Below are 14,944 nucleotides of genomic sequence, written 5' to 3' on the forward strand. Positions count from 1 at the left end.
TTCCGGCGTTGCTCGGGTTGTCGCCGTCGTCACGGCCGTACGGTGTCGCCGCGCGCGACCAGGCCCTCCCGGGAAAGCGTGAAGTTCTGGGTGAACGAGCCCGGGCGCAGGCTGTGCGTGACCGACTTGACGTAGTAGTCGCCGTCGTACATCGGTCCCGAGCCGCGCACTCCGACGAGGCTGCGCGGGTGCAGCAGGTAGCCGTGCCGGGTGACGTCGAGAGAGCCGGAGCCGGTGATGACGTCGGCGGATGTCGCGGCCCGGGCGAGTAGTTCGGCCTGGGCCTGCTGGATCTGCTGCTTGGCCGTGCCGGCCAGGGTCCGGCGCTTCAGCGCGGGCGTGGGGCGGCGGCCGAGCGGGGGCCGCAACGGGCTGATCGACGGCTGACCGAGCAGCGTGGCGTGCCGGTTCTCCGGGTTCTGCCACCGTGCCTGGGGCTCCTCGCGGGCGGTGCCGTCGTAGGCGAACGTCAGCTGGTCCACGGTCGAGTTGGCGTCCATGTTGACGTTGAGGGCGTGCTGACGCACACCGAGACGCACCTCGGGCCCCCAGTAGGCGGACGACAGCCCCGGCGCGGGCCCGGGCTCGAGGTAGAAGACATAGCCGTTGGCCTTCGCCAGCTCCGTCACGTACTGCAGATCCGTACTGGTCTGGTACGGCACCCGCAGCTGCTCCTGCGGGGGCTGCAGGATCTGCTCGTCCTTGACGTCGGGGCGGATGCCGTAGTCCCTGTACCGCCCGAGGATGGAAAGAACGCGCCGCGAAGGTGCCAGGTTGGGGTACCCGGCGGTGCGCTCTTCCAGATCCATGAGCAGGGTCAGGTCCTCGCCGGTCACGGTGAGGGTGGTCTGGCCGGGCTGGTTGCTGGCACCGACCTCCTGCCGGACGATCAGCCCGTCGAACAGCACCTGGGAGGTGCCGCGCACGCTCACGCTCACGATGACCCGGGTCTTGGGGTCGAAGAAGCCTTCGGGCAGCAGATTGCGCTGGATGAGGCCGCGTTTGGTGAGGTCGAAGGCGAGCTGGAACCCGCTGCGCTCCCCCGCGGTCGCGGTGATCTGCGCGGACAGCAGCGCTTCCATGACCTCGGCGGGCACGGGGCGGGTGAGCCTGGGCCCCATCTGCAGGGACATATGGACGGGCCCCGGCCCGACGGGCAGTTCGTCAGGCACTCCTACCCCCCTGTGGGAACCCGCCGGGGAGCGGTACGTCGATCGCGCGCCCGGGTTCGGCGGTCAACTCCTGCGGATCGAGTACCGGATTGGCGTCGGCGATCTGCCACCACTGCCCCGGATCGCCGAACAGCCGCTGCGCGAGGAGGTCGGGACGCTCGCCGGCGCCGACGGTGTGGACCTCGGTCTCCTGCACCCCGATGTGCGGCAGCAGCCTCCGCTTCGTGTACCTGACTTCGGTGCCGTCGGGTCCGGTGTGCACCCCGATCTCGGCGTCGTGGTACCGGCTGTCCCGGGGATACGGATGAGCCCCCGGGATCGAGTCCAAGGCACTCCCGTACGGCTGTACTCCCTCGGCCATACGCAGCTCAGCCCCTTCCCAAGGTCATCGTGTCGCGCCCGGCCAGCCCGAGCGCCCCGAGGCTCCCGCCACGGGCGGCCGCGGCGAGCCGCTCCTTCTGCGCGAGGTGCGCCATGTACAGATCGGCGCCTCGGTGCCCGGCTGGCAGGTCGCTCACGCTCAGCACCTTCAGCCCGATGCTCAGGCTCGCCCGGATCGGGTTGAGGTTGACGTCGAACGCGGACTCGTTGATCGACAACTCGGTGAGCCGCACGGGCATGACGCGCTTGCTCCCCCAGGTGAAAAGGGTCAGCGGCATCTCGATCGGCGTGATCTCGATGGTCCCCTTCTGCGTCTGCCGTGCCGCCTCCCGCAGTTGGGCGGTGGTCGGCTGCACCAGCATTTCCAGCACGGCGAGTTGGGGGTGAATCCCGTCGGGAGCGGCGACCTCCAACTGGTCGGTGGCGTCGATCTCGGCGGTGAACTTCCAGGTCTCCTCGGCGGGGCCCTTGAGGCGGAGAGCCTCGTTGCGGTCACCTCCGCCCGTACCGCCGCCTTCGGCGTTCTGGCCGCCGGCGGTTTGGGGGGCGAGGGAGCGTTCCAGGGTGTCGGGGTTGAACTGGAGGATGATGATGCGTTGGGGGGTGCCGGTGTCGGGGTTTACTACGACCAGGCCGGAGCGGATGGGTTTGGGGATGTCTGCGTAGCGGGTCACTTGGTCTCCCTGTCGTCTTCTCGCAGGAGCCGCCGGACGTCCGCGGCCGGGTAGGGAGCCCCCTCGGGCCAGGAAGCCGCACGTTCCTCGACAAGGCCGCGGTAGGTGGCCATGTCGTGGAAGGCGAGTGCCTGAACGGCCGTCACCTGCAACTCGAGGTCCTCCAGAGCCGAGGCCCGCACCATGACGGCCAGTACGCGGGGAGAGCTCCCCTGGGCGAGCGCCTGCAGCGCTTCCAGCCGTTCGTCGAAGTCCTGGGAGTCGTCGAAAACGAGTCGCTCGACGGCGGCGACGAGGCGGTGGCCGGGCTCACGGACGGAGTCCAAGATCGTACCGGCCGCGCCGAGAGCCGCGGAAAGCGCATCGGGGCCGGGAGCCTCCTCGATGCTTCGCGCGATGAGATCGGAGTCCTCGGGCGTCGCCTCATTCACCAGAACGAGCAGCGCACTGGCACGAGCAGCTCTGTCCGTTGCCGCACCTTCATCGGCCGCGGAGGGCAGAGGGCGGCGCAAAATCTTCCGCACGCACTCCACGACCTCGGAGGCATGGGAGGCGAGGAGGCTCGACATTCCGTGCCGTTCACCCGAGAGCGCATAGTGGTAGTGGTCCAGGGCGATCCCCATGGCCGGAATGCTGTCGCTGTGCAGAAGCCGGATGAACGCGCGCCGTGCGGCATCACCGCTTTGCGGGGACACCAGCTCGAGCCGAGCCTCCTCGAGTTCCGGATCCTCAAGGCGCCGACCCTGCCAGTAATACGTGTCGAATTTCTCCATGTTCTTTCCTGGTTCGCAGCCTGGGGGTTCAGCTGGTGACGCGCTTCCCGTTCTTGTCAATGATCAGCTTGATGGCGTCCTTGGGGATGCTTCCGCGGATGAGGACCTCCTGGGTCCGCACAACGTCCCGCAGCGCCTGTTGCATGATCTTCTTCCCGGGCGCTTTAAGGTTCCACTCCTGTTGGCCCTTCCTCGTGGTGAGGTCGAGAATATAGTCGGGATTGATGTGCGCGAGGTCGATCTCGATCGTTCCGTAGAACTCGAATCCTTCGGCCGTGGCCCACTTCTCCCCCTTCGGATCGGTAATGTTCCCTTCCTTCATCTTCGTCGTGGATATGAAGGGAGAGTTTTTGGCGCCCGCGACATGCTGCCACGGGGCGATGTTCGTGCCCTTCTTGCGTGCGGATATCCCCTTGTCCTTGTAGTTCTGCAGATCCGCCTGGGACATGTTTCGGGTTACGCGGCGAGGGACGTACTGCCCCTTCTGATCGCGAACGTACTGACCGCCATTGCTGTCCATGAACACACTTTGGGCAATCACTTCACCGGTGGGTTCGTACAGGCTCTGCTTCTGGAAGCGTCCTACCGCCGAAATGGCAGCGCCCGGGTGATCCAGCAGAAGAGTCGACGCATCGGGTGATTCGTCGAGCCACCTCAGCTGTTGAGCCTTGATTCCACGCGATTTGTTAGCGAGACGCGCACACAGCCCCTTGACCTCACTCAGAGGGGCATCCTCGTCGAGCTCCTTCAACTCCCCGGCGATGGCCCTCCGGAATGCCGCCACGTCAGGATCATCCTCTTTGAGATCCTTGTCCTTTTTGCCCTGGGGATCGGTTTCGAAAGGCTCGAAGCGGGCGACCTTGTACCCGTCCTCGTCCTCGTCCCATGTCCCCGGCGTGACAGTGCCACTGGGGTTGAGGGTGGCGGTGATTCGGAAATCCGGCTGGCCGGACGAGGCCAGGCGTGTCAGCCGATGCCACACTCGCAGAGCTTGGAGGAGCCCGTAATAGATCGGCCCTCGCAGTCCTCGCTTGAGGAGCGGAACAATCGTGCGTCGAAGGCGCTCAATGATCAGGGAGAGGCGCCGCTGCTTCGCCTCGGGAGATCGCTCTTGCCTGCGCCGATCATCGCGGCGCTGTTTCCTTTCATCCGTGCGCCGCTTGTGCCGATCACGCAGTTGGTCGCGCTTCTTCTTGAAGGCGTCACGCAGCTTCGACGCACTGTTCTTAAGGGCTTTGCCCGGCTTGCTCTTCTTGAGCTTGCTACCGAGAGTCCTCGCCGCGTTGCCGACCTTCTTCAGGGCCGACTTGACCGCACCCTTGGCCTTCGACAGGGCTTTCCCCGCAGGGGACTTGGGCTTCTTCGGCTTGGTCGGCTTGGGGCCCTCGATCTCCTTTTTCTTCTTGAGGGTCGGGGAATCGGGGGTCTTGCCTCCGGCGGGTCCCTGGTCCTTGTCGGGGGTCCGGTCCTTCGCCGACTCCTGCGTACGGTCCTTGCCCGGCGTCTCCTGCTTCCCAGGTGCCGCATCCTTCGGCTTCGCCGCCACCGGATCCGGCTTGGCCGGCCCCTTGGGCGTAGCCGTGTCCTTCGGCTTCACCGGCGCCTTCGGCCCAGGTGAAGGCGCCGACTTCGGCTTCGGCGCCGCAGCCCCAGGCGCCGAAACCTTCTGATTCGCGTTCCGCAACGCCCCTCGCGCGTTGTTGACCGCGTCCCCCGCCGCTTGCTTGGCGCCCTTCCCAGTCCGCTTCAGCCCATCCGTGATCTTCTGCGCCATCCCCTGAAGCCGCTTGCCCACGCCCTTCGTCGCCGAAGACAGGCGGATCATCAGGAAGTTGGCGATGAAGTCGAGCAGGGCCACCACGCCCGCCGCCACCGCCTCCGCGAACAGACACGCAGCCGGGCCGGCCTTGACCGCCTTCAGGTACGCCCAGAACTTCGAGAAGGCCGCCAGGATGGAGCTGATGCTCTGCCAGGCGGCCATCAGGCCCTGGACGATCGTCAGGATGGCGCCGGCCGCGGGCATGATCATCGAGACGACCTTCTCGATGACCAGGGAGGCGATCATCATCGGGAGGGAGGCGATGATCGCGTCCCAGGCCATCTTGCCGATCTGCTTCAGCGACACGCAGCCCTTGACGAGGACGTTGATGACCGCCTTGCCGAGGCCGAGGATGCCCTCGACCTTGGTGTCGAACCACCGCTTCACGGCCACCTTGATGGCGCCCCACAGGTGGTCCGAGATACCGGTCTTGGCCGCGGAGCCCGCCTTGGAGATCCAGCCGCCCGGGTCCGGCGCGATGTCCGCGATGAGCGCCGCGAACTTGCCGAGCGCCTCGATCGCGGCCTGGGCGAACTTGATCGCGCCCTCGATCACCGCCTGGAAGGCCTTGATGACCCCCTTGAGGCCGGCTTCCAGGACGTCCAGCAACTTGTTCAGGCCCGCGGCGAGAGCGTCCAGGAGGGCGTTGACCGCCTTCTTCAGGCCGTCCGCCAGTTCGTTGACCTTGGCGATCGCCGCGTCCCGCATGCCTTCGATCGCGTTGCGGAACTTGTCGCGCAGTTCGGGGAAAGCGGCGAGAAGGACGTCACCGATGGCGATCAGGGCGTCAGCCAGCGCGTTGATCGCCGAGATCGCCAGGTCACGGACGAAGTCGATCGCCGCGTTGGCGAACTCCTTGAACTTGTCGATGATCCCGTTGACGGCGGCCCGCGCCGCCTCGAAGACCGCGGTGACCGCTTCGAGCAGGCCCTTGAAGAAGTCGCCCACCGCGTCGGCGAGCATCCCGAAGAAGCCGCCGCTCGGCTTCTCCTCCTCCTTCTTCTTCTCAGCCTCCTTCTCGGCGTTCTCCCGCTCCTTGTCGATCTGCTCGTTGTCCTTGCCCTTGCGGTCGTCGACCTCCTTGTCCTTGTCGTCGCGGGCCTTGGTGATCTCCTTGTTCTTGGCAGTGTGCTCTTCGTCGGACTGCTTGTCCGCGTCCGCTACCTTCTTGTCCTGCTCGGCCCGCCACTGCTCGCGCTGCGTCTGGGTCTCGCGCGCGACCCGGCCGCGCTCGGCGGTCTGCTTGTCGGCGTTCTGCGCGACCTCGCGGTCGATCTCGGCCTGCTTGTCCTGCTTGGCCTGCTGCTCGCCCTGCCGCTGCTCCTGCTCCTTGGCGGCCAGGTCCCCCTGCGCCTGCCCGGCGGCGCCCTGGATCTCGCCGCCCTTCTCCTCCGCGGCGACCTTGCCGACGCCGGCCTTGGGCGGCGACATGGCCCGCAGGGCACCGCCCTTTCCGCCCCCGCCTCCGGAGGCCTTTCCGGTGAGCTGCTCCTGGGGCGCGTCGGGGAAGATCTGGTCCTCGCCCATCGGCTTGGCCGCGTCCTCACGGCCCGTCGACTGGATGTCGGACTGCTTCTCCTTCAGAGCCTTCTGCTGGTCGTCCGTGCGGGTCGGGTCGCTGGCGCCCTCGAGACGGATCTTCGGCGCGGGACCGACGGTCTTGTTCTCCAGGGCAGGGTCGCGCGTGGGCACGGCATCGGCCGCGGCCTCCACGTTCTGTGCCTCGGCCTCGCTGAGTCCCTTGGTCGGCACGGCCGGGGGCGGCGGCGGAGGGGCACTCGGCTTCTCACCCTCGGCCTTGTCGCTGCCCTTGGCCTTCTGCTTGTCGCCCTGGCTCTCCGGGCCGATCCTCTCGACCTTGCCGGAGACCTGCGCCGCCGCCGGAGCCGCCACGGGCGGTGCCGAACGGGTCTGCGGTGCGCCCGAGGGACGTTCCCGCGTGGGCGGGGCGGCATCCAGGCGCTGCTGCTCCTCGCCGACCTTCTTGTCGGCGGCCTGGTCCACGCCGGGCATGGCGGCGGCGGCCTGGTCCGGCGCGAGCTTGCTGACGGTCTGGACGGCGGCCTTCGGGTCCTGCCCGGAGACGTCCGGCGCCTCCTGCTCCTTCTCCTCGGGCGCGGCTTCGCCACCGCCCCCGCAGCTGCCCCCGCCACCGTCGTCCTTCTCCGCGGCGGGCTCGGGCGGTGCGCAGCCACCGCCGTCCTTCTCCAGCGACGCCTCGGGCCGGGGCGCGGCGGCCCCCGCCGACTGGCCGGGTCCCCCGGTCTGTTCGGCCGCCGGACTGACCGCCGCCTGTCCGACGGACGGTGCGGCGCCGGGCCCGGCGGCGGTCGTCGGTCCGGGGCCTTTCTCGCTGCCGCCGACCGGCCCGCGCGGCGCGGGTGCGGCCGCGGACTCCTGCGGCACCTGCGACTTGGCCTTGGGCGCCTCGCGCTCCGGCTTGGGCGGCGCCGCGGCGCGCCGCGCGGCGGGCGACGGGTTGCGGTCCTCTGCCGGTGTCTTCGGGGTCTGCGCACCGGCGGGCTTGCGTACGGGAGCCGCAGTGACGGCAGCGGTCACCGGCGCCGCGGCCGCAGCGGCGGCCGACTGCGCCCCGTCCGCCGTACGAGACCCGGGCTCGGCGCCGGCCCGCGCCGCCTGCGGTTCCTCCCGTACGTCCGTCGGCTCGTCCGGGTCGCGCTCCTCCTCGGCCGCGTCCGGCTCCTTGGCCTGCTCCTTTTCCTGTTCCTGCGCGGGATCGGGCTTCTCGGCCTCGGGCTCGGGCCGTTCCTTGTCCTCGGTCGCCGGGTCGGGACCGACCTCCTGGTCGAGCGGTTTCTCGGTCTCCTGCAGGTCCTTGGCGCTGCGGTCCTCCGCCTGAGCGACGGGCCCGCCCTCGGGCTGCGGCGCCTCGCCCTCGACGGGACCCTCGTCCTGCCCTGGGGCCTTGGCCTCGGGCCCGGCCGCGTCCTCGTCCTGCTCCTGCTCGTTCTGCTCGCGCTCCCGCTCGATCCTCTCGGCCTTGGTGGGCGGAGGCGTCGGGAAGGACGGCACGGACGGTTCGGGGTCCCCGGGCTTCAACTGCTCGGCGGTCGGTACGGCGCTGAGGTCGAGGTCGGTGTCCGGCAGATGGTCCTCGGGCTTGATCGAGGGTTCCGGCTCGGCCTGCGCGGCCTTCCCGCCCTTGTCGTCACTGCCCTCGATCTCCCCGTCGGCCCCTGCTTCGAGCCCGAGCGGCTTCTCCTCCTCGCGGACGTCGTCCTCGTGCTCGTCCTTCTCGTGCAGCCCGTGCTCGGACAGCGCGGAGTCGCGCTGCTCGGCCCGCTCGTCCACCTTCTCGGGGCGCACGGGGCCGGGCTGCGCCTTGGCCTTCGGGTCCAGTTCCTCGCGCCTGGACCCGGCGGCGGGCTGGGTCTGCTCGTCGCGCCGCCTGCGCTTGTCGGCGCCCGGCGCGCTCGCCTGCTGCGGGTCGGCCTCTTCGCGTTCGCGCTGCTCCTTGCGCTCCTCCTTGGCCTCCTCGGCGCCCTGCTGCTGTCCTTCGGTGCGCCGGTCGGCGGCCTCGTCGACGCGTTCGCGGTCGCCGGCGGCCTGCTCGTCCTCCTGCTGCTGCTCTTCCTTGGCGCGCTGCCGGGAGGCGTTGCGCTCGTCCTCCTGCTCCTTGCGCTGCGCCGCCTCCTGGTCCTCGGTGGCGGCGTCGGACTGCGCCCGGCTGCGATTCGAACCGGCCTTCTCGTCGCGGTCCTTGGCGTCCTTGCGCTCCTCGCGGGCGTCGGCGGCACGCTTCTCCTTGGTGCCGCCGGCCGTCTCCTGCTTCCTCTTCCACTCGACGCGTTCGACGCCGAGCTCCGCGAACAGGTCCACCTCGGGCAGCGGCACCTCGGCGGGCTGCAGGTCGAGCGGGCCGGTCGTCCCCGACTCCTCGAAGAGGTCGAGCAGTTGCTCGTACTCGGACGTGAGCAGTCGCCGTTCCAGCCGGTCGACCACCTTGTCCGCCAACTGGTCGGACATCCGCCCCAGTTGGAGCCGCACCCGGCCGGACGCGTCGCTCGGGTCGCCGCGCAGCGAGCGCAGCACATTGTTCGCGAGGCGGTCCACGAGCGTGGCCGGGTCGACGGCCTCGGCCCGCATCCGGTCGGCGTCGAGCGTGGCGTAGCGCAGCCAGCCGGGCGTGGCCTGCCCCTCCTCGACCTCCGCAGCGGCCCCCTGCGCGCGTGCCGCCTCCGGACGGACGAGGTCCTGCGCGGCCGACTCCGCCTCCCGCTCGATCGCCTGCTGAGGCAGGCTGACCGCGCCGAGGTCACGTCCGGCGCGCAGCGTGCCGAGGCCGTGCGGGTTCTGCACGGTGTGCAGGAGTTCGTGGGCGAGCAGGCGGCGGCCCTCGTCCGTGCCGGGCTTGAAGGCGCCCTCGCGGAAGAAGACGTCCTGGCCGACGGCGACCGCGTCCGCGCCGAGCAGGTCCGTGAGCTGTCCGGCGTCACGGCCCGTGTGCAGCCGTACGCGGCTCAGGTCATGGCCGAGCTGCTCCTCCAACTCCCGCCGCACACCCGGGTCGAGGGGCTGACCGGCGCCGCTGACGATGTCCTTGGGTTCCGGCGTGCGGGACTTGGCGGCGCGTTCCTTGCGCTTGCGGCGGCGCTGTTCGGCCGACTGTTCCGAACGGGCGTCCTGCGCCTGGGCGTTGCTCATCGCGACACCTCCCCGTGGCCGCTGAGTCCCTCGTGCACGACGCGGGCCAGCTCCTGTCCGAGGCGGCGGGCGGACAGTCCGGAGGGCAACGGGGGGAGGCCCGTGAGCGCGTCGACGGCAAGAGCGCCGTCGGCCGCCAGCGGGACGCCGTGCGCGCGGACCAGGCGGCTCAGCTCCTGCTCGAACGCGGCCGAGACCCGCTCGGGGTCGGCGCGGAAACCCTGCAGGGCGAGTTCGCCGATCTCCACCCGGATCGCGCTCGGTTCCCTGCTGACGTCCCGGTTGACGTCCCTGTTCACACCCACCCGCGGACCTCCGTCGGCGTCAGGGAGCGCTCCAGCTTGAGGTATTCGGTGCGGGCCGCGGCCAGCATGTGCCGCATCTGCAGCCGGTCGCCCTCCTCCGCGGCGAGGAACGCCCCGGACAGCGCGATGTTGCGGATCGAGCCGCCTGCGACGGTGAGCTGCGCGAGCAGGCCCGGGTCGATGTCCTTGACGGGTGCCTGCGACGGCAGCACCCGGCGCCAGATCTCGGCGCGCTCGTGCTCGGCCGGGAAGGGGAAGTCGACGACGAAGCGGATACGGCGCATGAAGGCGGTGTCGAGGGCCTTCTTCATGTTGGTGGTGAGGATGGCCAGGCCCCGGTAGGCCTCCATCCGCATCAGCAGGTAGCTGACCTCCAGGTTGGCGTACCGGTCGTGGCTGTCCTTGACCTCGCTGCGCTTGCCGAACAGGGCGTCGGCCTCGTCGAACAGCAGCAGGGCGCCACCGCGTTCGGCGGCGTCGAAAACCCGGCGGAGGTTCTTCTCGGTCTCGCCGATGTACTTGCTGACGACCTGGGAGAGGTCGACGATGAACAGGTCGAGGCCCAGCTCCTTGGCCATGACCTCGGCGGCCAGCGTCTTGCCGGTGCCGGAGCCGCCCGCGAACATCGCGGTGACGCCGAGGCCGCGGCGCAGGGTGCCCGCGAAGCCCCACTCCTGGTGGACGGTGCCCCGCTGGCGTACGTGCGCGACGATCTCCCGCAACACGTTCACCTGCCGCTCGTGCAGCACCAGATCGTCCCAGCCGGCCTCCGGCTCGATCCGCCGGCCGAGCTGGTCCATGCCGACGCGGGCCTCCTCCAGCCCGGCGCGCCAGGCGAGTTGGGCGGCGTCCAGCTCGTCCTCGTACGGCAGCCGGCGGCGTACGGTGGCGGCGGCGGAGCGTACGACGTGCGGGGGCAGCTGGAACTGGGCGACCAGGGAGCGCAGTTCACCGTCGTCGAGGTCGGCGACGGGGTGGAAGGCCTCGGCCCACAGCTCGACCTGTTCCTCGTCGTCCATCCGGGGCACGGCCACCCGGGCGCCGTGCGGCCGGTCCGTGCGGAGCGGGTCCTCGCTCGACACGACGACCGGTACGGCGGCCCCGGCCAGGAAGGCCTCGGTCGCCGCCCGCTGGTCGCGGTCCAGCTCGCCGACCTCGACGAGCAGCGCGGCGGGCAGCAGGATCGCCTCGCGCTGCCAGAGCCGGGCGAGCCGGTCGCGTTCGGCGGGGTCGGTCGGTACGTCCTCGGCGCCCATGGTGTACAGCCCCAGGCCGGACCGCGCGGCCGCGGCGGCGGCGATGTCGGCCCGGCTGCGCAGGTCACCGCCGGTCACCTCGACGAGCAACGGCGCGTCCGGGCTCGCCCCCGTCGTCCAGCCCTCGGCGGCACGGCTCGCGGCCAGGTCGTACGACGGCGGCAGCTCCCCCGGCACCGGCGTGCGGCGCAGGCGGCCGTGCAGGCGGGCGTCCAGGTAGGGGGAGCCCAGCAGGAAGTGCAGGATCCGCTCGTCGAGCCGCAGCCGGGAAGTCGTCAGCCTCGACTCGTCGTCCAGCTCCACGATCCGCCAGCGACGCAGCGGCGCGACGGGCGTGAGCGCGCTCCAGTGCGGTTCGGCGAGGGCGGCCAGGGCGAGGGAGAAGGTCGGGTACGCCCGCTGCGGGTCACCGCTGGCCGCGGCGCAGCGGGCTGCCGTGGTGGGGTCCAGTTCGTCGGCGGCGGTGAGGAGGACCAGGTCGCGTTCGAAGGGGGTGAGGCCGAAGCAGCTGACGAGGGCGTCGAGGGGAGCGGTGCCGGGTGCGGCCAGGGGAGCCGGGCTCGCGGAGCCGGTGGCGCCGGGTGCGGCGGATCCGGCGTCGGATTCTGCGCCGGCGGCCTGTCCGGCGCCTGCCGCGTGGGCGTCGATACGGGTCAGGACACGTCGGATCTCCACGATCAGCGTCGCGCTGCCGCCGTGTTCGCCCGCCGTGCCCGAAGTACCCGCCGTGCCCGGCTCGTTCGTCCCCATGCCCTCACCTGCCCCCGTCGTTCCCATGTCCTGTCAGCTCTCCGCGCCGTCGGACCCGCCGTCCGCGTCGCCGCTACCGGGCGCCCCGCCTCCTGTCTTCGACGGCCCGCCCGGCTGCGCCCCCTTGCGGCCACGTGCCGGAGCCTTCACGGGCGTCTTGGCGGCGGTCTTGCCGGGGGCCTTCGCGGCGGCGCTCTTGGCGGCCGTCTTCACCGGCGCCTTGGCCGGGACCTTCGCCGGTGTCCTGGCGGCGGACTTCGCGGGTGCCTCGGACTTGTCGGCGCCGTCGGCGACCTCGACATCACCGCCGGACCTGCCGGCCGAGTCGACATCACCACCCGACCGGCCGGATGCCTCGACGTCACCGCCGGACCTTCCGGTTGACGCCCCGTCACCGATCACCGGCGGCACCGGCGCCCCCGGCGCTCCGAACGGCAGAACCCGTACCTCGGGCCGCTCCACCGGCTTGCCCGGCACGGGTGTCTCGCGCCCGTCGATGAAGATCAGGGACGCCTGGTAGACCACCGACAGCGAGTACGGCGTCTGGTAGAGCATCCCCCACAGCTTCGACGTCTCGTCGACGTCCATCACGGTCGGCGAGAACCGCACCCGCTGTGCCGCCTCCGCGAGGTCGCTGCCCGCCAGGTACGGCCGCTCACCGGCCTGTTCGATGACGTCCTTCGGCAGGATCGGGATCTCGTGCAGGGTGCGCACGACCGAACCGATCAGCCGCTGCCCGACCAGTTCCGTCTCGTCGCCGTAGGCGCTGATCAGGTAGTGCAGGTCCAGCGCGGCGGCCGGCCGCTTGACCAGCGTGCCGTCGGCCGCCCTGGTGGGCAGGTCGTTGTTGCGCATCGACGTGTTGGGCGTGACCTGGTACAGGAACACGTTGATGGTGGGGTGGTCCGGCGCCTCCGCGGGCGGCTTGCGCGGTTCGACCTTGACGGCCTCGCCGAACTCCGGGCCCACGTTGTTCTCGAGCAACAGGGCGAGGGCCTGGGTGACATGCGCGATGGCGAGTGCGTTGCTCATGGCGTCGGTTCCTCGGTTCCTCGGTCTGTCATGTCACTCCCGTCCCCGCGCCAGGTAGTCGGCCAGGCTCAAGGTCGCCCCGTTACGTCCCGTCGCGGGCGTCCGCTGCCGCCCGCCGCCGCTCGGCGACGGTCCGGCCGTCACCTCCAGCCGCCCGATCTGCACCTGAACCACCTGCTCGGGCGCCTTCCCGGGCCGCCGGGCCGCGGCCTGCCGTACGGCGTCCCGTGCCGCCGCCGTGTCCGCGGCGCTGGGCCGCAGGGGGGTGGACACGGCGGCGGGCGAAGCGGCGTCCCGGCCCGGGGGGATGGGCACGGCCGCCGCGCTCTGGGTGGAGTCCCGCTCCTGGCGCCCGCGGCCCACGGCCCGGTGCGCGGCGTCGGGCGTCGGGCGCGGGCCCGTCGCGACCGGCGCGACGGGGCGCAGCAGCGGCGCCTCGGGAAGGGCCCTCGGGGCGGGCTGAGGTGCCGGGTCGGCGGGGGCGCGTTCGGTGCGTACGACCGTCCGCTCCCGTTCGGCGTGCGGCCGGACGGCGTGCGGACCCGGGCGCGGCGCCTCCACCGGCCGTACCTTCGACGGCGTGGTGGAGGGCCACAACAGGTCGGTCCCGTCGTCCGGTTGCGGTGCCGTGGCCCGTACCGCCTCCACCCGTTCGAACGGGCCGGGCAGCCGGGGACGTACCCGCGACACGCCCGGGCGCGGTCCGGCGGCGGCCGGCGCGTGCCGGGCGATCAGCCGGTCGAGGAAGTCGGGAACCGGCGCCCCTTCGGCGTCAGACATCCGCACACAGCTCCAGGTAGTAACGGCGCCGCAGCGGGCTGAGCGCCAGGATCTCCGGCTCGCTCCAGCCGTACGAGGTGGCGAGCAGATGGACGTCGAGCAGCAGGTCCCGGGCCCAGGCGTCCAGTTCGGTCCACAGGTAGGAGGCGATGTCGAGTTCGGCCCGGGTGGCCGCACCGCACTCGGGGCAGCCGACGTTGAGCGTGACGTCGGCCCCCGGGTCGGCGGCCTCCACGGCCTCGGCGATCCGGCGCTGCACCGGGACGGGCAGGTCACCGGCCGCCACGGCAGCCCCGTCGCGCGTCGCCGAGACGACGCACCGGGCGAGCAGGGCCGCGCGCGGGTCCGCCGCCCGGGCCGCCGCCGTCAGGTCGGCGACGCCGGGCAGCCGGAACGCGACGTCCCAGCCGTCCTGTCGGACCCGCACGACGGCCCCGGCGGACGGATCGGGTCCGGCGGACGAGTCGCCCCCGCCGACCGAACCACCGTGGCCCAGCGAACGCGCGAACTCCCCGGCGTCCAGGTCGAACTCCATGTCCTCCCCGCACGCCGAGCAGCCCAGCCGCACCTGCATCCGCTCCCCGAACAGGGCGCGGCGCAGAGCGAAGAGGTCGGCCTCGCGCTCCCCCACCGGCAGCACCGGCAGGCTCGCGGCCCCGACGTCCGGGCGGGCCGCTCGGTGCAGCAGCAGGGCGCGCCCCGTCGGTGCCTCGGCGAGGCCCGCCTCCCAGGTGGCCAGCAACTCGGCCGCCCCCGTGTTCGCCATCTCGTCCCCCCTCAACTACCCGCTGGTCAAGCTGGGTTGAGGAACGACGGCTCCTCCGGCTCGGGCACCTCGTAGTCCCGCTCCCAGCCCTCGCACTCGAGCTTCAGCGACTGGATGGCCACCGCGTTGGCGTTGGCGTCCAGCTCACCGAGGACCTGGTACTCGCTCGGCCAGGTCCGGTAGAGCTTGTGCGAGACGGCGACCTGTCCGGCCTCGTTGAGGACCTGGATCACTATGTCCTTGCGGAAGTCGGCGAGGGACACCTCGGAGCCGAGGCCCGCGCCGACCTGCCAGACCTTGTTGGCCCAGCGGTCGAACTCGGGGTCGTGGGTGACCCCGCGCTCCAGGGTGATGCCCTCGAACTCGGAGCGGCCCGGCGACTTGCGCGGGGAGGAGGGGTCGCCGCCGTGGCGGTGCTTGACGACCTCCGTCGTCCGCTTGAGCGGACTGATCTTGCTGATGCCGGCGACCGTACGACCGTCCCACAGGACCAGGAACTTGAAGTTCTTGTAGGGGTCGAAGCGATGCGCGTTGACCGTGAACTCAGCCATCGGATTCCTTCAGTTCTCCA

General features: G+C 71.1%; 11 protein-coding genes. All 11 read right to left on the reverse strand.

From position 1 onward, the window contains the following. Window positions 1-29: 29 nt before the first annotated feature. The 11 genes from EJ357_RS05570 to EJ357_RS05620 are packed head-to-tail and all read right to left on the reverse strand — an operon-like array spanning window position 30 to window position 14,924. Window positions 30-1,121, reverse strand: a complete 1,092-nt coding sequence (locus EJ357_RS05570) for a hypothetical protein (RefSeq protein WP_175647801.1) — start codon at window positions 1,119-1,121, stop codon at window positions 30-32. Between the two features lie 43 nt (window positions 1,122-1,164). Next, entirely contained in the window at window positions 1,165-1,533 is a 369-nt protein-coding gene (locus EJ357_RS05575) for a hypothetical protein (protein ID WP_126389202.1), read from the reverse strand. A 7-nt stretch (window positions 1,534-1,540) separates the two neighbouring features. Then, entirely contained in the window at window positions 1,541-2,227 is a 687-nt protein-coding gene (locus tag EJ357_RS05580) for a hypothetical protein (protein WP_126389204.1), read from the reverse strand. Further along, on the reverse strand, window positions 2,224-3,000 hold the full coding sequence (locus tag EJ357_RS05585) for a hypothetical protein (RefSeq protein ID WP_126389206.1): 777 nt from the start codon (window positions 2,998-3,000) through the stop codon (window positions 2,224-2,226). Before EJ357_RS05585 ends, EJ357_RS05580 begins: the two co-directional genes overlap by 4 nt. 28 nt (window positions 3,001-3,028) lie before the next feature. Beyond that, window positions 3,029-9,484, reverse strand: a complete 6,456-nt coding sequence (locus EJ357_RS05590) for an eCIS core domain-containing protein (protein ID WP_126389208.1) — start codon at window positions 9,482-9,484, stop codon at window positions 3,029-3,031. Further along, window positions 9,481-9,789 carry a hypothetical protein gene (locus tag EJ357_RS05595; RefSeq protein WP_228472978.1) on the reverse strand — a complete coding sequence of 103 codons (309 nt, stop codon included), beginning with the start codon at window positions 9,787-9,789 and terminating at the stop codon, window positions 9,481-9,483. The genes EJ357_RS05590 and EJ357_RS05595 overlap by 4 nt, the downstream gene beginning before the upstream one ends. Then, window positions 9,780-11,795, reverse strand: coding sequence for an ATP-binding protein (locus tag EJ357_RS05600; RefSeq protein WP_126389210.1), 2,016 nt, complete (start codon window positions 11,793-11,795; stop codon window positions 9,780-9,782). Before EJ357_RS05600 ends, EJ357_RS05595 begins: the two co-directional genes overlap by 10 nt. A gap of 33 nt (window positions 11,796-11,828) precedes the next feature. Further along, complete coding sequence (locus EJ357_RS05605; protein ID WP_126389212.1) at window positions 11,829-12,827, reverse strand: DUF4255 domain-containing protein; 999 nt, start codon at window positions 12,825-12,827, stop codon at window positions 11,829-11,831. A 33-nt stretch (window positions 12,828-12,860) separates the two neighbouring features. Next, window positions 12,861-13,607, reverse strand: a complete 747-nt coding sequence (locus EJ357_RS05610; RefSeq protein WP_126389214.1) for a hypothetical protein — start codon at window positions 13,605-13,607, stop codon at window positions 12,861-12,863. Further along, on the reverse strand, window positions 13,600-14,373 hold the full coding sequence (locus EJ357_RS05615) for a T4 family baseplate hub assembly chaperone (RefSeq protein WP_126389216.1): 774 nt from the start codon (window positions 14,371-14,373) through the stop codon (window positions 13,600-13,602). Before EJ357_RS05615 ends, EJ357_RS05610 begins: the two co-directional genes overlap by 8 nt. A 26-nt stretch (window positions 14,374-14,399) precedes the next feature. Further along, a complete protein-coding gene (locus tag EJ357_RS05620; protein ID WP_004003113.1) occupies window positions 14,400-14,924 on the reverse strand; it encodes a phage tail protein in 525 nt (174 codons plus the stop codon). Between the last annotated feature and the right edge of the window lie 20 nt (window positions 14,925-14,944).

It is taken from the genome of Streptomyces cyaneochromogenes, assembly GCF_003963535.1.
GTDB classification, from domain to species: domain Bacteria; phylum Actinomycetota; class Actinomycetes; order Streptomycetales; family Streptomycetaceae; genus Streptomyces; species Streptomyces shaanxiensis.

Bases quoted from the DNA above. Each gene is read 5' to 3' on its own strand.
- EJ357_RS05570 (WP_175647801.1), bottom strand. From the start codon at position 1,121: ATGGGGCCCAGGCTCACCCGCCCCGTGCCCGCCGAGGTCATGGAAGCG.
- EJ357_RS05575 (WP_126389202.1), bottom strand. From the start codon at position 1,533: ATGGCCGAGGGAGTACAGCCGTACGGGAGTGCCTTGGACTCGATCCCG.
- EJ357_RS05585 (WP_126389206.1), bottom strand. From the start codon at position 3,000: ATGGAGAAATTCGACACGTATTACTGGCAGGGTCGGCGCCTTGAGGAT.
- EJ357_RS05590 (WP_126389208.1), bottom strand. From the start codon at position 9,484: ATGAGCAACGCCCAGGCGCAGGACGCCCGTTCGGAACAGTCGGCCGAA.
- EJ357_RS05600 (WP_126389210.1), bottom strand. From the start codon at position 11,795: ATGGGGACGAACGAGCCGGGCACGGCGGGTACTTCGGGCACGGCGGGC.
- EJ357_RS05605 (WP_126389212.1), bottom strand. From the start codon at position 12,827: ATGAGCAACGCACTCGCCATCGCGCATGTCACCCAGGCCCTCGCCCTG.
- EJ357_RS05610 (WP_126389214.1), bottom strand. From the start codon at position 13,607: ATGTCTGACGCCGAAGGGGCGCCGGTTCCCGACTTCCTCGACCGGCTG.
- EJ357_RS05615 (WP_126389216.1), bottom strand. From the start codon at position 14,373: ATGGCGAACACGGGGGCGGCCGAGTTGCTGGCCACCTGGGAGGCGGGC.
- EJ357_RS05620 (WP_004003113.1), bottom strand. From the start codon at position 14,924: ATGGCTGAGTTCACGGTCAACGCGCATCGCTTCGACCCCTACAAGAAC.